The sequence below is a fragment of the Streptosporangium lutulentum genome (assembly GCF_030811455.1).
Lineage (GTDB): Bacteria > Actinomycetota > Actinomycetes > Streptosporangiales > Streptosporangiaceae > Streptosporangium > Streptosporangium lutulentum.
In genome coordinates, this window is sequence record NZ_JAUSQU010000001.1 from 7,783,785 (window position 1) to 7,804,038 (window position 20,254).

The 20,254-nt window shown below is 68.0% G+C and carries 21 protein-coding genes; 10 read left to right on the top strand and 11 right to left on the bottom strand.

Translation table 11 applies throughout. From position 1 onward, the window contains the following. Positions 1 to 4: 4 nt before the first annotated feature. Complete coding sequence (locus J2853_RS35070) at positions 5 to 184, top strand: hypothetical protein (RefSeq protein WP_307564995.1); 180 nt, start codon at positions 5 to 7, stop codon at positions 182 to 184. Between the two features lie 44 nt (positions 185 to 228). On the opposite strand, the gene J2853_RS35075 is transcribed toward J2853_RS35070, so the two are convergent. Then, positions 229 to 540: a hypothetical protein gene (locus tag J2853_RS35075; protein ID WP_307564996.1), complete on the bottom strand. Its 312-nt coding sequence runs from the start codon at positions 538 to 540 to the stop codon at positions 229 to 231. Positions 541 to 759: 219 nt separating this feature from the next. Here J2853_RS35075 and rpsF point away from each other — a divergent pair, with 219 nt between their 5' ends. The 7 genes from rpsF to J2853_RS35110 all read left to right on the top strand — a co-directional run bounded on the left by rpsF (position 760) and on the right by J2853_RS35110 (position 5,459). Next, positions 760 to 1,050, top strand: a complete 291-nt coding sequence (rpsF, locus tag J2853_RS35080) for a 30S ribosomal protein S6 (protein ID WP_184754701.1) — start codon at positions 760 to 762, stop codon at positions 1,048 to 1,050. Between the two features lie 77 nt (positions 1,051 to 1,127). Further along, complete coding sequence (locus J2853_RS35085) at positions 1,128 to 1,697, top strand: single-stranded DNA-binding protein (RefSeq protein WP_307564997.1); 570 nt, start codon at positions 1,128 to 1,130, stop codon at positions 1,695 to 1,697. Between the two features lie 104 nt (positions 1,698 to 1,801). Continuing rightward, complete coding sequence (rpsR, locus tag J2853_RS35090) at positions 1,802 to 2,038, top strand: 30S ribosomal protein S18 (protein WP_012895699.1); 237 nt, start codon at positions 1,802 to 1,804, stop codon at positions 2,036 to 2,038. A 14-nt stretch (positions 2,039 to 2,052) separates the two neighbouring features. Continuing rightward, a complete protein-coding gene (gene rplI, locus J2853_RS35095; RefSeq protein WP_307564998.1) occupies positions 2,053 to 2,499 on the top strand; it encodes a 50S ribosomal protein L9 in 447 nt (148 codons plus the stop codon). Between the two features lie 228 nt (positions 2,500 to 2,727). Beyond that, the gene (locus tag J2853_RS35100; protein WP_307564999.1) at positions 2,728 to 3,588 is read left to right on the top strand and encodes an ABC transporter substrate-binding protein; all 861 of its coding nucleotides are present in this window, start codon (positions 2,728 to 2,730) and stop codon (positions 3,586 to 3,588) included. A 73-nt stretch (positions 3,589 to 3,661) separates the two neighbouring features. Then, entirely contained in the window at positions 3,662 to 4,528 is an 867-nt protein-coding gene (locus tag J2853_RS35105; protein ID WP_307565000.1) for an amino acid ABC transporter permease, read from the top strand. 187 nt (positions 4,529 to 4,715) lie between these two features. Beyond that, on the top strand, positions 4,716 to 5,459 hold the full coding sequence (locus J2853_RS35110; protein WP_307565001.1) for an amino acid ABC transporter ATP-binding protein: 744 nt from the start codon (positions 4,716 to 4,718) through the stop codon (positions 5,457 to 5,459). 4 nt (positions 5,460 to 5,463) lie between these two features. Here J2853_RS35110 and J2853_RS35115 read toward each other — a convergent pair whose 3' ends face one another. Together J2853_RS35115 and J2853_RS35120 are read right to left on the bottom strand one after the other, a co-directional pair. Then, positions 5,464 to 6,975 carry an APC family permease gene (locus J2853_RS35115; RefSeq protein WP_307565002.1) on the bottom strand — a complete coding sequence of 504 codons (1,512 nt, stop codon included), beginning with the start codon at positions 6,973 to 6,975 and terminating at the stop codon, positions 5,464 to 5,466. Positions 6,976 to 7,171: 196 nt separating this feature from the next. Continuing rightward, positions 7,172 to 8,482 carry an MATE family efflux transporter gene (locus tag J2853_RS35120; protein ID WP_307565003.1) on the bottom strand — a complete coding sequence of 437 codons (1,311 nt, stop codon included), beginning with the start codon at positions 8,480 to 8,482 and terminating at the stop codon, positions 7,172 to 7,174. Positions 8,483 to 8,817: 335 nt separating this feature from the next. Here J2853_RS35120 and J2853_RS35125 point away from each other — a divergent pair, with 335 nt between their 5' ends. Then, the gene (locus J2853_RS35125) at positions 8,818 to 11,451 is read left to right on the top strand and encodes a replicative DNA helicase (RefSeq protein ID WP_307565004.1); all 2,634 of its coding nucleotides are present in this window, start codon (positions 8,818 to 8,820) and stop codon (positions 11,449 to 11,451) included. A gap of 8 nt (positions 11,452 to 11,459) precedes the next feature. Here the strand turns inward: J2853_RS35125 and J2853_RS35130 are convergent, their stop codons facing one another. Further along, positions 11,460 to 12,086 (bottom strand): TetR/AcrR family transcriptional regulator, encoded by a 627-nt coding sequence (locus J2853_RS35130; protein WP_307565005.1) that lies wholly within the window; start codon positions 12,084 to 12,086, stop codon positions 11,460 to 11,462. A gap of 165 nt (positions 12,087 to 12,251) precedes the next feature. Here J2853_RS35130 and J2853_RS35135 point away from each other — a divergent pair, with 165 nt between their 5' ends. Then, positions 12,252 to 13,340 carry a DUF418 domain-containing protein gene (locus tag J2853_RS35135; RefSeq protein WP_307565006.1) on the top strand — a complete coding sequence of 363 codons (1,089 nt, stop codon included), beginning with the start codon at positions 12,252 to 12,254 and terminating at the stop codon, positions 13,338 to 13,340. On the opposite strand, the gene J2853_RS35140 is transcribed toward J2853_RS35135, so the two are convergent. The 7 genes from J2853_RS35140 to J2853_RS35170 all read right to left on the bottom strand — a co-directional run bounded on the left by J2853_RS35140 (position 13,321) and on the right by J2853_RS35170 (position 20,193). Beyond that, positions 13,321 to 15,255, bottom strand: a complete 1,935-nt coding sequence (locus tag J2853_RS35140) for a GTP-binding protein (RefSeq protein ID WP_307565007.1) — start codon at positions 15,253 to 15,255, stop codon at positions 13,321 to 13,323. The two genes, J2853_RS35135 and J2853_RS35140, sit on opposite strands and share 20 nt — an antisense overlap. A 191-nt stretch (positions 15,256 to 15,446) precedes the next feature. Next, positions 15,447 to 15,992, bottom strand: coding sequence for a GNAT family N-acetyltransferase (locus tag J2853_RS35145; protein WP_307565008.1), 546 nt, complete (start codon positions 15,990 to 15,992; stop codon positions 15,447 to 15,449). Positions 15,993 to 16,245: 253 nt separating this feature from the next. Then, complete coding sequence (locus J2853_RS35150; protein ID WP_307565009.1) at positions 16,246 to 16,494, bottom strand: hypothetical protein; 249 nt, start codon at positions 16,492 to 16,494, stop codon at positions 16,246 to 16,248. A gap of 160 nt (positions 16,495 to 16,654) precedes the next feature. Next, positions 16,655 to 17,380 carry an anti-sigma factor family protein gene (locus J2853_RS35155; protein WP_307565010.1) on the bottom strand — a complete coding sequence of 242 codons (726 nt, stop codon included), beginning with the start codon at positions 17,378 to 17,380 and terminating at the stop codon, positions 16,655 to 16,657. After that, positions 17,377 to 18,009, bottom strand: a complete 633-nt coding sequence (locus J2853_RS35160) for a sigma-70 family RNA polymerase sigma factor (protein WP_370879474.1) — start codon at positions 18,007 to 18,009, stop codon at positions 17,377 to 17,379. The genes J2853_RS35155 and J2853_RS35160 overlap by 4 nt, the downstream gene beginning before the upstream one ends. A gap of 500 nt (positions 18,010 to 18,509) precedes the next feature. Next, on the bottom strand, positions 18,510 to 19,244 hold the full coding sequence (locus tag J2853_RS35165) for an ABC transporter permease (RefSeq protein ID WP_307565011.1): 735 nt from the start codon (positions 19,242 to 19,244) through the stop codon (positions 18,510 to 18,512). Between the two features lie 49 nt (positions 19,245 to 19,293). Further along, positions 19,294 to 20,193, bottom strand: a complete 900-nt coding sequence (locus J2853_RS35170; protein ID WP_307565012.1) for an ABC transporter ATP-binding protein — start codon at positions 20,191 to 20,193, stop codon at positions 19,294 to 19,296. Between the last annotated feature and the right edge of the window lie 61 nt (positions 20,194 to 20,254).

A 20,254-nucleotide genomic window follows, 5' to 3' on the forward strand; every position in this document is an offset into this window, starting at 1 on the left:
CAACGTGCCTCGCTACCGCAGAGGGATCAGCCTGATAGGTCTGATCTACATTCTGGTCGGCCTCTATGTGGCCTGGGTCTACGACTACATCACCCCCGCGCTCCTGAAGGACATCGCCGAGGCCCTGCTGGCCGTCTTCCTCTGGTTCCTCGTCCTGCTGGGCGTGGACCTGCGACTCGGCTAGTCATCCGGCCCTCGATGTGGGGTGGTCTTCGGCGGTTCGGGGCTCTACGGGAGGAAACCTCCGTGGTGGATGCCGAAGGCCACACCCACGAACGAGGCCACGATGCCCACGATGTTCAGCGAACGCTCGCGCGTCGTCGCGGAGACGTACTGCGAGTAGAGACCCCCGACGAACCCCACCGTTCCCGCCCATGACGCGAACGCGTGCATGCCCGGCATGAACCCCGTCGCGAAGGCGACCAGCCCGCAGACGAGGGTGCCGACGCTCAGGACGTCCTCGGCGAGATGAGGCCGCCCACCGCGGTTCGCCGCGAACCGGAACGGCCCCCGCCTGGTGGATCGAGACGCATCCGGCATGTCCACCACCTCTTTTTCCTCTCGTGGTGAGGTGCCCGCCGAGCCGACTCCCCAACCCTTACCGGCCTGGTAGGCTGTCAGGGCTGCGTTGAATGGGTGTGTTATCGCCCACCCGCCATCACGAAGGCCGAAATAGGCGTTCGCGGTGCACACGTCAGCGTCCTCCTGTCACGGCACGGTGTCGTGACCGCAATAGTCCAGAGGAGGTTGGAAGTCAGCATGCGTCGTTACGAAATGATGGTCATTCTCGACCCTTCGCTCGATGAGCGTACGGTTGCCCCTTCCCTCGACCAGTTCCTCACGGTGGTCCGCAACGACGGCGGCAGCGTGGAGAAGGTCGATGTGTGGGGTCGTCGTCGGCTGTCCTATGACATCGCGAAGAAGCCCGAGGGCATCTACGCCGTCATCGACCTGACCGCGGAGCCCGCCACGGTCAAGGAGCTCGACCGGCAGATGAACCTCAACGAGGGAATTCTGCGCACCAAGGTCCTGCGCCCGGACGTGCACTAACCTCCGACATTTTGTCGGGCGGCAGCCGTACTCTGAGCCGATAATCAGCGAAGGCCGCAGGAAGGGCAGCGCTAGCCATGGCAGCAGGCGACACCACGATCACCATCGTCGGCAACCTCGTCGACGATCCGGAGCTGCGCTTCACCCCCACGGGGCAAGCAGTGGCACGGTTCCGCATCGCATCCACTCCGAGGTTCCTCGACAAGACGACCAACGAGTGGAAGGACGGCGAAGGCCTGTTCCTGACCTGCAACGTTTGGCGGCAGGCGGCGGAGAACGTCGCCGAGAGCCTCCAGCGCGGCATGCGGGTCATCGTTCAGGGACGGCTGCGCCAGCGGTCTTACGAGACCAAGGAAGGCGAGAAGCGCACGGTTTACGAGGTCGAGGTCGACGAGGTCGGCCCCTCCCTGAGGAACGCGACCGCCAAGGTCAACAAAACCGCCCGTCAGGGCGGCGGCGGTGGCTTCGGCGGCGGCGGTGGCGGTGGCCCCGCCAACGACCCGTGGGCCTCCGCGGCGCCCGCCGCACCGCAAGGTGGCGGCTTCGGCGGCGGCGGCGGTAGCTACGGCGGCGGCCCGCAGGGCGCTCCGCAACAGGGTGGCGGCGGCTTCGGCGGCGGCGACTTCAGCGACGAACCGCCTTTCTAGGTGACGGTCCCGGCGGGACCGTCGAAGACCGCATTCTGAAATCCCAGTCCATATCCGCAGCGACCATTCCCGCCTGACGGCGGGGCTCTGAAAGGAGCACCACGATGGCCAAGCCGGCATTGCGCAAGCCTAAGAAGAAGGTTTGCCTGTTCTGCCACGACAAGATCTCCTACGTCGACTACAAGGACACGGCGCTGCTTCGGAAGTTCATCTCCGACCGCGGCAAGATCCGTGCACGCCGGGTGACGGGCAACTGCACCCAGCACCAGCGTGACGTGGCGACCGCTATCAAGAACGCTCGTGAGATGGCGCTCCTGCCGTACATGAGCACCGCGCGCTAAGGAGGTCCGGACAAATGAAGCTCATTCTCACCAGTGAGGTCACGGGCCTCGGTGCCCCCGGTGACATCGTTGAGGTCAAGAGCGGCTACGGCCGTAACTACCTGCTCCCCCGTGGCTTCGCGATCCTGTGGACGCGTGGCGGCGAGAAGCAGATTCTCTCGATCAAGAAGGCCCGCGACGCCCGCGAGATCCGCGACGTCGGCACCGCCAAGGAAGTCGCCGGCCAGCTCAAGGCCCTGAAGGTGGTCCTGAAGACGAAGGCCGGCGAGTCCGGTCGTCTCTTCGGTTCCATCACCACGGGTGACGTCGCCGAGGCCGTCAAGGCCGCCGGTGGCCCCCTGCTCGACCGCCGCCGCATCGAGATCGCCTCCGCGATCAAGAGCCTCGGCTCCCACCGGGTCAGCGTCAAGCTGCACCCGGAGGTCTCCGCCGCCCTCGACATCGAGGTCGTCGCGGCCTGACAGGCCCCATGAGATAAGGGCTCCTCCCATCGAGGAGCCCTTATCCATGTGACGGCCCGGGTTCTTCCCGGCGCCCGCGTATGAGTCCGGTGCCCGCGTGTGAGCCGGTGTCCGCGGGGCGCGTGCGTGTTCGTGGCGGGTCGATGCCCACGTAGTGAGACCACGTCCTTTCTGGTTACGGCGAATACGTACAATTCGGGAGTCATTGCTTTACTCTGGAGGTTTTTCATGGTTCGTCCGTCGATGCTGCTCGCGCTCGGTGCCCTCGTGGCAGCCGCGGTGGCCTGTGCGCCGGCTTCGGAAACGACGACCCAGGCGAGTGCCTCCGCCCCGGCCACCTGCACCAAGGACCAGCTCACGCTGAAGACGGCGGGCAAGCTGACCATCGGCACCGACAAGCCCGCCTACGAGCCGTGGTTCAAGGACGACGACCCGGCCAACGGCAAGGGCTTCGAGAGTGCGGTGGCGTACGCGATCGCCAAGCAGCTCGGCTTCACGGACACCGAGGTCACCTGGGCCACGGTGAAGTTCGACTCCGCGTTCGCTCCCGGCGCCAAGCAGTTCGACCTCGACTTCAACCAGGTCTCGGTCACCCCCGACCGGGCCAAGGTCGTCGATTTCAGCGACGGCTACTACACGGTCAAGCAGGCCGTGGTCGCGCTGAACGGCTCCAAGATCGCCTCCGCGACGGACCTGGCGAGCCTGAAGGACGCCAAGATCGGCGTCCAGGTCGGCACCACCTCGCTGCAGGCGGTCAAGGACGTCATCAAGCCCACGGTCGAGCTGAACGTCTACAACGAGCAGATCGACGCGGTGAACGCGCTGAAGAACAAGCAGGTCGACGCCGTGGTGGTGGACCTGCCCACCGCGTTCTACGTGACCGCGGCGCAGGTCGAGGGCTCCAAGATCGTTGGCCAGTTCGGTACCGCCTCCGGCGCGCCCGAGGTCTTCGGTGCGGTCTTCGAGAAGGGCAGCCCCCTGGTGGGTTGTGTCAACGAGGCGATCGGCAAGCTGACCGCCTCCGGCGAACTCGCCAAGATAGAAACCGAGTGGCTCGGTTCGGCCGCGGGTGCGCCGGAGCTGAAGTGACCGGAGAGCGACCACCGGCCGCCGGCCCCACGGGGATGAAGAGCGCGCCCCGCCCGCCGGACGGCGGCGGTCGATGAAGAGCGATGGGCATGTCCCGGTGTCCACCGACTGGGTGAAGAGCGAACGGCAGGTCGAACGGGAGCGACTCCGCAGGCAGAGGTCGATCCGGTCGAGCTCGGTCGCGACGGTCTCGACGATCCTGGTGATCGTCCTGCTTTTCTGGATCTTCACCAGCTCGCCCGGCTGGCCTCGGGTCCAGGAGACGTTCTTCGACTCCGAGCAGTTCGTGAAGGCGCTGCCGGAGGTGCTGAGCGGGTTCCTGCTCAACATCAAGATCTTCCTGATCGCCGAGCCGCTGATCCTGATCGTGGGCCTGCTGGTCGCGCTGATCCGCAACCTCAAGGCGCCGGTGTTCTTCCCGCTGCGCGCCCTCGCGGTGGCCTACACCGACGTCTTCCGCGGTGTGCCGACCATCCTGGTCATCTATCTCGTCGGCTTCGGCCTGCCCGCGCTCGGCCTGCAGGGCATGCCGACGGATCTCGCGACGCTGGGCGTCATCGCGCTCACGCTGTCCTACGGGGCGTACGTGGCGGAGGTCTTCCGCGCGGGCATCGAATCGGTGCACCCCAGCCAGTGGGCCGCCGCCCGATCCCTCGGGCTGAGCCACGGCAGGACCATGCGTCACGTGGTGGTTCCCCAGGCGGTGCGCCGGGTGGTGCCGCCGCTGCTCAACGACTTCGTCTCGCTGCAGAAGGACACCGCGCTGGTCGCCACGATCGGCCCGTTGGAGGCGCTGCGGCAGGCGCAGATCCACGCCGCCAGCACGTTCAACTACACGCCCTACCTGGTGGCGGCGCTGCTGTTCATCCTGCTCACCATTCCCATGGCCCGTTTCACCGACTACCTGGCGGCCCGCTCCCAGAGGCGGCGAGGCCAGTGACCCGGCTTTCCGGCGGGCGCGGCGCCCTCGCCCCGTGGGCCGGTGGACGTGGCGCTCTCGCCACGTGGGCCGGTGGGACAGGCGGTTTCGAGGCGTGGACCGGCGGACGCGGAGGGTTCGTCCCGTGGACCGGCGGACGCGTCGGTCTCGAAGCGTGTTCCGGCGAGCCGCAGGGCGAGGAGAGTCCATGAGCCTGCTGACCATCGAAGGTCTGTGGAAGAACTACCACGGCCACAACGTGCTGCGCGGGATCGACCTGACGGTCGAGGCACACGAGGTGGTCTGCCTGATCGGGGCCTCCGGCTCGGGCAAGTCCACGTTGCTGCGCTGCGTCAACCTGCTGGAGACGGCCGACGACGGCACGATCCACCTGGACGGTACGGAGATCACCGACGTCCGGGCCGACGCCGACGACGTGCGGAAGCGCATGGGCATCGTGTTCCAGGCGTTCAACCTGTTCCCGCACATGACCGTGCTGGACAACATCACGCTGGCCCCGCGCAAGGTGCACAAGGTCGGCAGGGAACAGGCCGAGACACAGGCCCGCGAGCTGCTCGCCAGGTTCGGCCTGGCGAGCAAGGCGAACTCCTATCCCGACCAGCTCTCCGGCGGCCAGCAGCAACGCGCGGCCATCATCCGGGCCATGGCCACCCGGCCCCGCCTGATGCTGCTGGACGAGGTCACCTCCGCGCTGGATCCGGAGCTGGTCACGGAGGTGCTCGGGGTCATCCGGGAGCTCAAGGAGGGCGGGATGACCATGATCCTGACCACTCACGAAATGGGTTTCTGCCGTGAGATCGCGGACACCGTCTGCTTTCTCGACGGCGGTGTGCTCCTGGAACGCGGCACTCCCGAGCAGATCTTCAACGATCCCGGCGAGCCCCGCACCCGGGAGTTCCTGCAGAGCGTGATCGACGCCCGTCGGCTGTGACGCCTCAGCGGCGGTGCCTGCCCCGGAACCCGGAGTCGGGCGGGACGACGGCGGGGAGCTCCGCCACGGGACGTGCTCCGGCGAGCACGCTGTTGCGCCTGCCGTACATCAGGTAGACCAGCACGCCGAAGGACATCCAGATGATGAAGTACAGCCAGGTGACGACCTGGAGGTTCACCATGAGCCACAGGCAGGCGGCGATCGAGGCGATCGGCACGCCGGGGGAGAGCGGGGTGCGGAAGCCCCGGGGCAGGTCGGGCATCGTCCGCCGCATCCTGATCACCCCGCCGGCCACGGTGACGAACACGAACAGGGCGCCGATCACGACCAGCGGTTCGAGCGTGAGCACCGGCACGAACTCGGCCAGCAGGATCGCCAGGCCGCCGATGAGCAGGGTGACCCTGGTCGGGCTGTGGTAGCTCCGGTTGATCGTGGACAGCGAGCGGGGGATGAGCCCGTCACGGGCCATGGAGAACATGACGCGGGTCAGGCCGACGAGCAGCACCAGGATGACGGTCGTGAGGCCGAGGACCGCGCCGATGTTGATGATGTGCACCATGAAGCCCTCGCCCGCCTGGCGGAAGGCGTTGGCGAGCGGAGCACTGGGGTCGATCTTGTTGTAGGGGGTCATGCCGACCATCACCAGCGCGACCGCGATGTAGACGACCGTGGTCAGGATCAGGCCGCGGATGATGCCCTTCGGTATCGAGCGGGGCGCGTCCTCGGACTCCTCGGCCGCGGTGGCCACGACGTCGAATCCGATGTAGGCGAAGGTGATGGCCGCCGAGGCGGCGAAGATGCCGAACCAGCCGAAGGCGCCCGTCTGACCGAAGACGATGCCGAGCAGCGGGGAGTGCAGGGTGTCCGCGTCTCCCGTGGCGGGGGTCGCCGGTACGGGGATGGCCGCGAGGTTGCGCTGGTCGAAGTGGGTGGCGCCGATCACGATGACCGCACCGACGGCCAGCAGCTTGGCGATCACGATGATCCACAGGGCGCGCAGGCCGATCCGGGCGCCCAGGGCGACCACGGCCGTCAGAGCCACCAGAATGAACAGCGCGAACAGGTCGAATCCCTCTTCTTTGCCGACCATCCCGGTGAGCGGCCCGGAAAGGCTCACCCCGAGGTCGGTGAGCATCTGGGCCGCGTAGAGCGACCAGGCGCGGGCCACCGTCGCGACGGCCAGCAGGAGTTCCAGCAGCAGTGCCCAGCCGACGATCCAGGCCCAGACCTCGCCGAAGATGACGTAGGTGAAGGTGTAGGCGCTTCCCGAGGTCGGCATGGCCGAGGCCAGTTCGGCGAAGCAGAAGGCCACCAGCAGGCTGGTAATGCCGGCGATCATGAAAGAGAGGATCACGCCGGGACCGGCCATGGTGGCGGCCTGCCGGCCGGCGAGGCTGAAGATGCCCGCGCCGATCATCACGCCGACGCCGAGGACGATGAGATCCGTCGAGCCGTAGGCCTTGGGGAGGCCGTGGCGTGCACTGGTCCACCGATCCGTGGCGTGGCTTGGCGGCATACGGCGCACGATCGATGGTGAGGAGCCTGAGGGCACGACATGACCAATCATGGTGGGTGAAACACCCGCATCGCCGGGATCGTTTTACAGTGCCGCAGGAGATCGTCGCCGTACAAGGGCTAGCCGGTCACGTGGTGGACACCACCAGGTCACGCGGCGATCACCAGTGGCGTCTCACCTGGTGGACGCCACCGGGTCACGCGCCGACCACCAGCCACTTCGTCCCGTACGCGCGCAGTCCGAGGGTGACCATCCGGGCCACCATCCACACCCCGAGCGCCATCCAGAGCATGGCCAGGCCGCTGCCGGAGACGACGACCAGGAGCGCGGCGGGCAGGTAGGCGAGCGTCGTCCACGCGCCGGCCCAGGCGAGGTAGCGCTGGTCACCGGCGCCGATCAGCACCCCGTCCAGGACGAACACCACCCCCGCGAGCGGTTGCAGGATCGCCACCACCCAGAGCAGGTCGAGCAGTTCCCCGGTCACGACCGGATTCGCGTCGAACACGGCGGGAACGAACGGCCTGGCCACGACCACGAGCACCCCGAGCACCACGCCGGAGCCGATCCCCCACAGGATCATCCTCCAGGTCGCCTCGCGGGTTCCCGCCACGTCACCGGCGCCCAGAGCCCGGCCGGTGATGGCCTGTCCGGCGATGGCGATCGCGTCCAGGGCCAGTGCCAGCAGGTTCCAGATCCTGATGGCGATCGTGTGCGCCCCGATCTCGTTCTCCCCCATCCGGGTGGCGACCGCCGCCGCGATGAACAGCACCGCCTGCAGGCACGCCGTACGGATGATCAGCGCGATCCCCGCCGAACCGGCGGCCCTGATGCCCGCGAGGTCGGGCCGGAGGGATGCCTTGTGCCGCCCGAAGATCAGGGCGAGGTAGACGGCGGCGGCGAGCGACTGGGCCAGCACCGTTCCCCAGGCCGACCCGGCGACACCCCAGCCCAGACCGAGGACGAACACGACGTTGAGCACCGCGTTGAGGGTGAAGGAACCCACGGACACCAGCAGCGGGGTCTTGGTGTCCTGCATGCCGCGCAGCACCCCGGTCCCGGCGAACACCAGCAACATGGCCGGGACGCCCAGCAGGCTGATCCGCAGGTAGGTCGCGGCCTGCCGGGTGAGCTCCCCCTCGGCGCCGATGAGCTGAACGAGCGAGGGCGCGAGCGGCCACACGATCACGATGATCGCCACTCCGATCCCGGCGGCCAGCCAGAGACCGTCCACCCCCTGCCGGATCGCCTGAGGGACGTTGCCCGCACCGATCTGCCGGGCCACCGCCGCCGTCGTGCCATAGGCCAGGAACACGCACAGCGCCACCAGGAGACTCAGCACCGTGCTCGCCACTCCCACCGCACCGAGCGCGGGCGCGGGCAGGCGGCTGACGATGACGGTGTCCGTCAGCAGAAACAGCGGCTCGGCCACCAGGGCGCCGAAGGCGGGCAACGCGAGCCGGAGGATCTGTCTGTCGTGGTGACGGCCGGAGCCGCGGGTAAGAGGCACGGCTCAATTGTGCGTCTTACCCTTAGACGGCTCCTCAGGGGGACGAAGGTCGTGTTTCATGCCATGTGAGGCGAGTCTCAGCGTGTCGCCTCAACTTTCTTTTCTCCACAGGCAGTGGATGACGTTTTCCCTGCTCAGGCGGCTTCTGTGGACTGTGGACAAGAGTTATCCACAGAACTGTCCCCAGGCTGCCCACACCTCTGAGGAAGAACTGCACAACTTATCCACACCTCTGTCGACAGGCCACGTTGCCACCTGGCCTGAAGAGCGGCGAAACTGTCAGACCGGTCGGCTACAAGTTGGATAGCGCGACCGAGTGGGAAGGGGGGCGTGCGGTGAGTATCGCGGAACCACCGGTCTTCGAGCCTGGGTTCGAGCGCACGCCGCCGAACAACATCGAGGCCGAGCAGTCCGTCCTCGGTGGCATGCTCCTGTCCAAGGACGCCATCGCGGACGTGGTCGAGATCATCCGATCTGACGACTTCTACCGTCCGGCCCACCAGATCATCTACGACATCATCATCGACCTCTACGGTCGCGGTGACCCGGCCGACGCCGTCACCATCTTCGACGAGCTGCAGAAGAGAGGCGAGGTCGCCCGAGTCGGCGGCGGCGCCTACCTCCACACCCTGACCGCGGTCGTCCCCACCGCGGCCAACGCGGGCTACTACGCGAGGATCGTCCGCGAGCAGGCCATCCTCCGGCGGCTGATCGAGGCCGGCACCCGCATCGTCTCCTACGGCTACGGCGGCCAGGACGAGGAGGTCGACGAGCTCGTCGACCGCGCCCAGGCCGAGATCTACAAGGTCACCGAGCGCCGCACCTCCGAGGACTACATCCCCCTGGCGGACATCATGCCGGGCGCCCTCGACGAGCTGGAGGCCATCGGCGGGCGAGGCGGCCAGATGGTCGGCGTCCCGACGGGCTTCCAGGACCTCGACGCCCTCACCAACGGCCTGCACCCCGGCCAGATGATCGTTGTGGCCGCGCGACCTGCCATTGGTAAGTCCACGCTGGGACTGGATTTCGCCAGATCTGCCGCTATCAAGCACGGTATGACGACTGTCGTGTTCTCGCTGGAAATGTCCCGTAATGAGATCACGATGCGTCTGCTGTCGGCCGAGGCCCGGGTGGCGCTGCACGCCATGCGCTCGGGCACGATGACCGACGACGACTGGGCCAAGCTGGCCCGGCGGATGGGCGAGGTGGCCGAGGCGCCGCTGTTCATCGACGACTCGCCCAACATGTCGATGATGGAGATCCGGGCCAAGTGCCGGCGTCTCAAGCAACGTAACGACCTGCGGTTCGTCATCATCGACTACCTGCAGCTGATGTCCTCGCCGAAGAAGACGGAGAGCCGCCAGAACGAGGTCTCCGAGATCTCCCGTGCCATCAAGCTCCTGGCCAAGGAGCTGGAGGTCCCGGTCATCGCGATCTCACAGCTGAACCGTGGACCCGAGCAGCGAACGGACAAAAGGCCCATGGTTAGCGACCTGCGTGAATCGGGTTGTCTGACCGCGGACACCCGGGTCCTTAGGGCTGACACCGGCGCGGAGGTGTCGCTGGGAGAGCTGCTGGAGAGCGGAACGCATGACATTCCGGTGTGGTCGCTCGACGAGCGGCTGAGACTCGTCCCCCGAACTATGGCGCGTGTCTTCCCCAGCGGGGTCAAGGAGGTCTTCAAGCTTCGGCTGAAGTCTGGCCGGGAGGTCAAGGCAACAGCGAACCATCCCTTCATGACCTATGACGGGTGGCGGCCGCTGGGCGAGCTTTTTGTGGGAGCCCGGCTGGCTGTGCCACGTCACGTTCCGGCTCCCAGGCAACTCCAGGAATGGCCGGAAGCCCATGTCACCTTGCTGGCGCACATGATCGGTGATGGATCATTTGTGAAAACCCAGCCGATACGTTACGCAAGCAAGGATGAGGCCTGCCTCGAAACAATGACGGAGGCGGCGAGGCATTTCGGCATTACCGCTGTTCGAGACGAATACGAGGCTGCCAGGGTTGCCACTCTGCGTCTTCCCGCGCCTTATCGCCTGACCCACGGCAAGAGAAACCCGATTGCCGCATGGCTTGACTCTCTCGGGCTTTTTGGACTCAGAAGCCATGAGAAATACGTTCCCGAAGGAGTCTTCTCGCTCTCCAAGGCCCAGGTTGCTCTCTTCCTGCGCCATCTCTGGGCAACCGATGGGTGTGTCTGGTGGGACGACAAGCTCGGTCAAGCACGAATTTATTATGCTTCCACGAGTCGACGCCTGATCGACGATGTTGCCCAGCTTCTCCTGCGCTTCAACGTGATGACCAGGGTGAAGGAAATTCGGAAAGGCGATTACCGGTCGGGATATCAGCTGCATATCTATGGTTCCGAAAACCAGCTCCGTTTCCTCGGAAGCATAGGTGTTCACGGCGAACGATCGGCGCATGCGGAGCGGTGTACCACCGCGCTACGTGGAATCAAGGCGAACACGAACCTCGACACCGTTCCTCGTGAGGTTTGGGAAAGGGTGCGGAGTGTACTGGGCGAGAAGGAGATGACTCACCGTGAGTTCTCAGCCGAGCTCGGCACTCAGTTCTGCGGAAGTACCTTGTGGAAGCACGCCCCCAGCCGCGAACGCCTGGGTCGAGTGGCCACGATTCTCGATGATGCCCAACTGGAGATGCTCGCCACCAACGATGTTTTCTGGGATGAAGTCGTCTCTATCGAGAGCCAGGGTGAGCAGCCTGTCTTCGATGCCACCGTTCTAGGTACCCACAATTTCATTGCAAACGGAATCGGCGTCCATAACTCGATCGAGCAGGATGCTGACATGGTCATCCTTCTCCATCGGGAAGACGCGTATGAGCGCGAGTCGCCCCGAGCGGGCGAGGCCGACCTGATCGTGGCCAAGCACCGTAACGGACCCACGGCCACGGTCACCGTGGCCTTCCAGGGCCACTACAGCCGGTTCGTCGACATGGCCCCTCACTAAAACGATCGTCAACGCGATCCTCCGCCGGGGCCGGACCGGCCGCCGGCGGGACTCCCGATCGCGGGCATGATCGCCTGGTCGACTATCGCCGCGAGGTCCTCGTCGCTGGGCGGGGTCCCGGTGTCGATCAGGCGCTTGGTGACGAGAGCCTCGCCGATGTCGGCCACGACCGGGGTGAGCAGCTCGGCCGGGAAGTGACCCCGGTCGGCGTAGTGCCGCAGCACGGTGCGGGTGAACGTGCCGCCCCGGTTGGCGAAGACCCGCTCGAACAGGGCCTCGGACATCAGCGCGGCGCTCCTGGGGTCGGTGAGGATGGCCGCGACGGCGCGGCCCGCCGGGCTGAAGGCCCAGTCCGTCATGAGGCGCAGGGCGCGGATGAGGTCACCGCGCAGGTCGTCGGCCCCCGCCGTCGGCTCCTCGACCGGGTGCTGGTGGTAGAGCGCGTCGAGGAGCACCTCTGTCGGGTCCGACCAGCGGCGATACAGGGTCGTGCGCGGCGTGGCCGCGCGCCGGGCGATGCCGTCCATGGTCAGCCGCCCCGCGCCGACCTCCACCACCTCTTCCAGCACGGCGTCGTGGATGGCCTTCAGCAGCTCTTCTCCGCGTCGGCGCACCCGGGCGCTGTGATCGTTCATCGCCACCTCTTGCTTAGCTGCACGGGTGTATCTTACTCTCGCAATTAGATACACTCGTGTATCTAATTTCAGGAGGACAGCCATGTCCATCGCCCCACCGGCCCCCGTTCACGGGCCACTCCCATCACCCAGCGCGCGCTCGCGCCCGATCTCGCACGCGGGCTGATGCTGCTGCTCATCGCGTTGGCGCACGCGCACATGTACCTGTCAGGCCACGAGGCGGGCTTCCGCGGCTACGCGCTCGACGGCGGCGCCCTGGACCGGCTGGTCGCCGGGACGCAGATCCTGCTGGTGGACGGACGTGCGCTGCCCATGTTCGCCGCCCTGTTCGGCTACGGCCTGGTGCAGCTCGCCAACCGGCAGCTCGCCACGGGCAGGAGCTGGCCACAGGCGCGCGGGACGCTGCGCCGGCGGAGCCTGTGGCTGCTGGCGTTCGGGTTCTGCCACGCGCTGCTGCTGTTCTTCGGTGACATCCTCGGGGCGTACGGGCTGGTCGGGCTCGTGCTCGTCGGGTTCATCCGGCGCGAGGACAAGGTCGTGCTGCGTGCCGCCGTCGTCGGGCTGGTGCTGCACGTCGTGATCCTGTTCGGCTTCGGGCTGCTCACCGTCTCCGCGCCCAAGGGCGACACGCCCGCCGCCATGGCGGACCCGATCGAGGCGATTGTGATGCGGCTCATCGGATGGTCCGGGATGACGCCCACGTACTTCGCCGCAAGCGTGGTGCCGGCCTTCCTGTTCGGGATCTGGGCGGCGAGGCGCCGCGTGCTGGAAGACCCCGTCGCGCACCGGGACCTGCTCTCCCGGGTCGCTCTCCTGGGCACCGGGCTGGCCGTCGTCGGCGGAGTGCCGCTGACGCTGATCGACACCCGGATCTGGACGCCGTCGGACATGGTGGCCGTGTCGACGTACGCACTGCACAGCGTGACGGGCATCGCCGGCGGGCTCGCGTACGCGGCCGTCATCGGACTCGCCGTGGACCGGATGCGGCGCGGCCGTCCCGGCCCGGTCGTCAGGGCGCTGACCGCGTGCGGCCAATGGTCGCTGACCTGCTACCTCCTCCAATCGGTGATCTTCGTGGCGGTGTTCGCACCGTACTTCGGAGGGCTCGGCACGCGGGTCGGCGACGCCGCGGCGTCCGGCATCGCCGTGGTGACGTGGCTGGCCACCGTGGTGCTCGCCGCGCTGCTGGCGCCCGGCGGGCGAAGAGGCCCGGCCGAGGCCGCGCTGCGGCGCCTCACCTACTCGCGCCGCTGACTCCCCGTACGCCGGGATACCGGCCCGACGGGTCGCGACCCCGAACTCCGGCGTGAACGGGCGGCGAGGCCGCGGTCACGCCGAAGTCCCGGGTCGGCGGCGGGCCGGTGACGGGCCGGTCACCGAGCGGCTGCGACCACCACACGCCCTCGCCGTGTGACAGGCCCCGGATCCGGCGCTCGGCCTCGTGCACGCTCCTGGTCGGGATCTCGCCCCTGATCAGCCACGTCTGCCGGCCGGAGGTCTCGGTGAGCCGCGCGCCCAGTCCGGCCAGCAGTGTGGTGGCCGGGCTGAGCGCCTCGTGCGGAACCTCCAGCTCGAAGGTGTGGCACGGCTCGAACACGGTGGTCCCCGCCTCTCTGAGGGCCCGCTGGAGGACCAGCGGGACGAGGCCGCGGAAGTCGGCCGCCGTGGTGAGCGGCGCGATGTAGCCGGTACGGGTCAGCGTGACCGCGCAGTCGGTGATCTGCCAGCCGTACGGTCCCCGCCGGAGCGCCTGGTGCACGCTGTCCTCGATGGCCCGGTGGAAGGCGTGCGGGAGCGACCCGAGATCCACCTCGCGCCGGAAGGTGATGCCCGGACCGGGCTCGACGCGCAGCCCGACGGTGGCGTGGAAGTCGTTGGGGCCACGCCGGTCGATCTCGGTGATCGCTTCGGCGCCGCCTCGCGGGCGCTCCTGATAGACCAGGCGGCTCTCCTCGAAGACGGCCTCCACCCCGAAGTCGTCACGCAGCGTCTGGGCGATGACCTCTTTCTGCACCTCCCCGTACAGCAGCACCGAGACCCCCTCGCTTTCGACCGTGCGGGTCTGGATCAGCGGGTCCTGGTCGGCCAGGCAGGCCAGCGCGGCATGCAGCCGGGCGGCCTCCGGCCTGTGGCGGGGCCGTACCAGCGTCTCCAGGCTGGGCCGGGCGAAGTGCGGCCGCTCGGCCGGGGCGGGTACGGCTCCCACGCGGTCGCCGACCCGAACCCCTGACAGGCCCCACACCTTGGTGATCGCCGGGGTGGCGCCGACGGTCCGCAGCGCGGTGACGCGCCCGGTGTACTCGCCGTCGGGGCGGTGCAGGGTCAGGAGCCGGCGCGGGTGCAACTCGCCCCCGAACAGCCGGAAATAGGCGACCTTCTGCCCATCCTCGCCGCGTTCGACGGCGAAGACGGTGCCGCGTGGTTCCCCGCCGGGCGGCGGGGCGGCCGGGAGCAGGCGGGTGATGCCGTCGAGGAGCTCGGCCACGCCCTGCCCGCCGATCGCCGAGCCGAAGAACAGCGGGTGCGTCAGTCCCGCCGCGGTCTGGGCGCGCAGGAGGTCGCGCAGGGTGTCCGGGCCGGGGACGCGGTCGTCGACGAGGTCGGCCAGCAGCCGCTCATCGTGCTCGGCCAGGGCCTCCGCCGCGTGTTCGATCGGCCGGGGGCGGGTGCGGGCGGCCGGGGTGGCGATGTCCTCGAACGTGTTCATGGCGATGACGTGCGGAGACAGCAGGCGGCGGATGTCGGCCAGCATCTCCTCCTGCCGTGCGCCCGCCCGGTCGATCTTGTTGACCATGATGATCGTCGGCAGGCGCATCCGGCGCAGCGTCTTCATCAGGACGCGGGTCTGCGCCTGGACGCCCTCGACCGCCGACAGCACCAGCACCGCGCCGTCGAGCACGCCGAGGGCGCGTTCGACCTCGGCGATGAAGTCGCTGTGGCCCGGGGTGTCGATGAGGTTGACCTGCAGGTCGCCGACGGTGAACGAGGCGACGGCGGCGCGGATGGTGATGCCGCGCCGTCGCTCGATGGCGCCGCTGTCGGTCTGGGTGCTGCCGGAGTCGACGCTGCCGAGCCGGTCGATGGCGCCGGTGTCGAACAGCAGTCGCTCGGTGAGGCTGGTCTTACCCGCGTCGACGTGCGCGAGGATGCCGATGTTCAGGACGTGCACAGATGGAGACCTCGAGAACTCTGGTGCCAGTGGGGCGCTGAGAGATGTCGAGGCTCTGCCGCATTCGTGTGCTCCTGGGTCGTCGGACGGGTGAGCATCGTCTCACCCGTCCGGTGCGGACCGCGACGGGTTTTTGGTGCGGGCGCTCCCGCACCGGGCCGGCCGTGTGGTGGAGGCCGCCCGGCTGCCGCTCAGCCGAGCTTCTTGACCATCACTTCGAGCTGCAGGCCGGCGCGGGTCGGCACGCCGACGCTCTCGTCGTCATACGGGAACGGGATCATCTGACCGGTGCGGGTGTAGCCGCGGCGCTCGTACCAGGCGAGGAGTTCCTCACGGGCCGAGATCACCGTCATCTGCATCTCGTTCAGGCCCCACTCGTCGCGGACGAAGCGCTCGGCCTCCGCCAGGACCGCCCTGCCGAAGCCGACGCCCTGCAGCGTGGGACGTACGGCGAACATCCCGAAGTACGCGTGCCCGCGCCTGCCCTGTACCTGGCAGCAGGCGACGACCTCGCCGTCCGACTCCATGACCATCACCAGTCCGTCTGGCTCGTGGAGCGCGGTGATCACGCTCATGGCGTCCGTACGCTGCCCCTTCAGCAGATCGGCCTCGTTCGTCCAGCCGGCTCGACTCGGCTCCCCGCGGTACGCCGAATCGATCAGGGTCACCAGCGCGGGAACGTCCGCGATGGTGGCGACACGGAAGGTCGGTTCTGTGATCCGGGCGGTGGTGTCCATGTGCATGATCCTCTCGACGGACGGCAAGATGATGAGCGTCGAGGCATACAGCCTCGGAAAAACGTACATTACCGGACATTTCTCCGGACTGTCCGATCCGGAGGACCGGCTGGGCCGGGTGCGCGGTGCGTTCGCGCCTGCCGTCGCGTCCGGGGAACCCTCTCACGCGGACGCCCGCCGCAGGAAGCCTTCTGGCTCCGTACGGCGGGCGTTTCGGGATCGATCCGGTGGCTCGCGGCCGTCGCGCGATGTGTTACCAGCCGGCGCGGGAGCTGTAGAGCTGACCGCGCACCGCGCCGTCGGGGAACTCGCCGGTGTACCGGTTGCTCGGGTTCTTCCTGATCCCGGAAACGGTGCCGCCGTCAGCCTTGACGGTGCCGGCGTAGGCGGTGCCGTTCTTGTCGCCGACCTGCGGGCCGCCCGAGACGGTCACCTCGTTCCTGCCGGCCAGGGCGGCGGCCATGACACCGGCGAGGGCGCGTGCGGGTTTGAAGATGACCAATCTCTCGTATGCGTGCGAGACAGGTAAAGCCAATGGCCTTCCGCACGTTGTACGGGTTCAGAGGCCAAGCTGGTTCAAATCGGGAATCCGTAAAATTGCACATTGCCGAACGGTCATGAAAGTGCCCTCGCGTTAAAAAAGGGGGGCTTAAAACGCTCGCTCAAATCTTGACGGTGAGCAGTGTCTTCCCGCTGGTCGTGCTCACCTCGAAGTGGTCGATATCACCGGTGGAAAGCGCGGTTCCTCCGTGCACGTAAAGCGCTCTGGGAGAGCCGGGAACTCCGTAACCCTTTTCCGGAACCGCCCATCCGGTGACGGTCCGCCTCTCGCCCGTCTTGGAGACGGCGACCAGTTCGCACTCCAGGGGACCCTTGACACCCTTGAGTTCGAGGGCCGCGTGGGTGCCCCAGCCCTTCTTCTCCAGCACCACGCCCCCCGAGATGCCGGGGAGGCCCGTCCCCGCGATCGGCGTGCCCTGCCTGTAGGCGTCCTCCGCGGGGCTGCGCGTGGAGTGGATCGCGATTGGAGCGGTCCCGCCGTCGCCGAACACCGCGGCGCCCACCCCGATGCCGCCGGCCACCAGGGCGACGGCGGCGGCGGCGCCGATCACGAACGCCCCCTTGCGGGCACGCCGGTCGGCGTCCTTCTTCCGCCGGAGCAGGTCGATGACCTCGGCACGAGGAGCCTCGCCGAGGTGACCGTCGTCCCGCTCGTCCTCGACGGGGTCGACGCCGGCGAGCAGGCTCGCCATGCCGGACAACTCGGCCAGCTCCGCCGTACAGGAAGGGCAGCCTGCGAGGTGCGCGGAGAAGGCCCGGCGGTCGCTCTCCTCGAGGAGTCCGAGCGCGTAGGCGCCCACGTCGGTGTGCTCGACCTCCGGGGTCATGCCGTCACCCCCCGCTCCTCCAGGGCGACGCGGAGCGCGCGGAGAGCGTAGTAGACCCGCGACTTCGCGGTGCCCACGGGAATGCCGAGCAGCTCGGCGGCCTCGTTCACCGACCGGTCGCGGAGAATCGTCTCGTTCAGGATCTCGCGATGAGCGGGGGACAACGACGTGAGCGCGTCCGCCACGACCACCTGGTGGAGGAGACCCTCCATCTGATCGGGCATGGGCACACCCTCCAGCGGTGCCTCGTCGGCCTCGTGGGGACGCACGTCCTTACGGCGTTGATCGTCGATCACGATACGCCTGGCCACCGTCGCCAGCCAGGGCATCAGGGAGCGGGCCCCGGAGTCGAGCTGGTCCGCGCTGCGCCACGCCCGGAGCATGGTCTCCTGCACCACGTCCTCGGCCCACTGCACGTCTCCCCACGTGAGCCGCACGACGAAGGCGAGCAACGGCCGGTGGTACTCGCGATACAGCTCGGAGACGATCAGCTCGTCGTCCGGGGCGTCGCCCGAGGTCAGGTGACGGAACCAGCTCCGTCGCCCATCCGGTTCGCGGGAGGCGTTCACGATGGGTCTGGCTCCGAGAGGGTCGGCCGGCGGGGGAGGACAGGTGCTCTGTCTCATCATGGCCCGCATCCCTCGGTCCGCGCGAACGCGTGATGAACCCGATCATCGTTCGGTTTCCCGCCGGGGCGCCGGACCGCCGTGTGACCCGCCGTCCTGCGGGCCTTGGGACGGCTCGCGGTCTCCCGGACGGTGACGAGTCTCACAGCTCCGGGGCCGAAGGCGCCGCCCCCGCCCTCTCGACCACGGGACCGGGACGGGGATCCGGCGATCGGGACGGTGCCTGCCGTGCCCCCTCGTCGCCAGACGCTCATGGTCACCCCTCTTGTCCCCGCTCCGGCGGCCGGACGATTTCACCTTCGGCAGGCAGTACGGAACGGACGCCGAAGAGGGTTCAATAAATCTCGGGGAATTTTCGATGACCTGGGAGAACGGCCGGATGAAGATCGTCGACCTTCGGGCCTTTCCCCTTGACGCGATCCTCCGGAGGCCGGCCCCTGACGGCCTCCGGAGAGCGATTTCGGCGAGTCCTCGAGGACGGGCTCCGGCGGACGCAGGGCGGGTCACTCCCAACGGAACAGCCGCGCGGCCACTACCCCGGTGATCAGCACGGTGGCCGCCATGACCACCAGGTGCAGCGGCTGCGGCGCGTGGCCCGCCCAGGTCGCGCGGAGCGCGTCGCCGAAGGGGGCCATCGGCAGGAAGTCGCCGATCCGCTGGAGGAACTCGGGCATCGTCTCCCGGGGGGTCCACATGCCGGACACGTAGAGCAGAGGGAACATCAGCAGCGAGCCGAGGGCGGGCGCGGTCTTGGCGTTGGGCGCCACGGCGGCGATCAGCAGCCCCAGGCCAAACATCGACGCGGTGCCGAGCACGAACACCCCCGTGAACGCCAGGACGTTCTTCGGCAGGGCCGAGCCGAGGACGAGCCACCCCGAGGCGATGAGGAGGACCGTGGCGACGACCGCCATCGCCAGGTTGTTCACGACCTGGGCGACCAGCAGCCGGACCGGCCTGACCGGGGTGGTGGACAGCCGGCGCAGCACGCCGTTCTCCCGATAGGTCACCAGCGTGGCGGGAAGTACGGTCAGCGCCATCGTCACCACGGCCAGGAGCACCATCATGGTGGGAAAATGAATGTCGATCACCCGCTCCCCGCTCGTTCCGGGGAGGGTCTCCCGGAGCCCGGAGGTGCTGCCCAGCCCGAGCAGGAGCCCCAGGGGGAGCAGGACCGCGAAGATCGTGGCGCCCGGCTCCCGGAGGAGGAGCTTGGCCTCGACCATGATTGTCTTGTTCATCGGAGTCCTTCCGGTGCGGGAACCCCGGGCTTCGGCCCCGGGGCGGAGGTCAGGCGGAGATCTTCTTTCCTGTGAGGGAGAGGAAGGCGTCGTCGAGGGTGGCCTGCTCGATCCGCAGGTCGGCGGGGACGACATCGGCGGAGGCCAGGGCAGTGGTGATCGCCAGGAGCAGGTTGCCGGTGCCGGTGACAGTGACCTGCTCACCCGTACGGCTCACCCCGGTCACCTCCGTCAGGTTCCTGAGCACCGCGTCGTCGAATGCACGGGAACGCCGGAACGTGACGGTCTGCTGCCGCTCGACCATCGAGATCAGCCCCGCCGGGCTGTCGACGGCGACCACCCGGCCGGAGTCGATCAGCGCGAGCCGGTCGCAGAGCCGTTCGGCCTCCTCCATGAAGTGGGTGACCAGCACGATCGTCACCCCGTCCTCGCGGATCTGCCGGATGAGCTCCCAGGTGTCCCGGCGGGCCTGCGGGTCCAGGCCGGTGGTCAGCTCGTCCAGGATCGCCACCCGGGGGTTGCCGATCAGGGCCAGGGCGATGGAGAGCCGCTGCCGCTGGCCGCCGGAGAGCTTGCCGTAGGGAGTGTTCCGCTTGTCGGCGAGCCCCACCCGCTCCAGCAGCGTGATCCAGTTCGCGGAGACCCGGTAGAAGGAGGCGTAGAGGTCGAGCGCCTCCCAAACCCTCATCTTTCCTGGCAGCATGAAGCTCTGCAGCTGGACGCCGAGCTGGTTCTTGAGCTTCGCGCCGCTGAGGCCGCCGAGCACCCTGACGGTGCCGGAGTCGGGAACGCGCAGGCCGGCGACGCACTCGACGGTGGTCGTCTTGCCGGCGCCGTTGGGGCCGAGAACGCCGAAGATCTCGCCCTCCTCGACGGTGAACGACACGTCGTCCACCGCGAGATGATCACGGTACTGCTTGCGGAGGTTGCTGACCTCGATGACCTTCATGCTCAACGACGTTAGGAGCCGCGCCACCGCCGGAGAATCCGCCTGGGCACCCGGCAGGGGT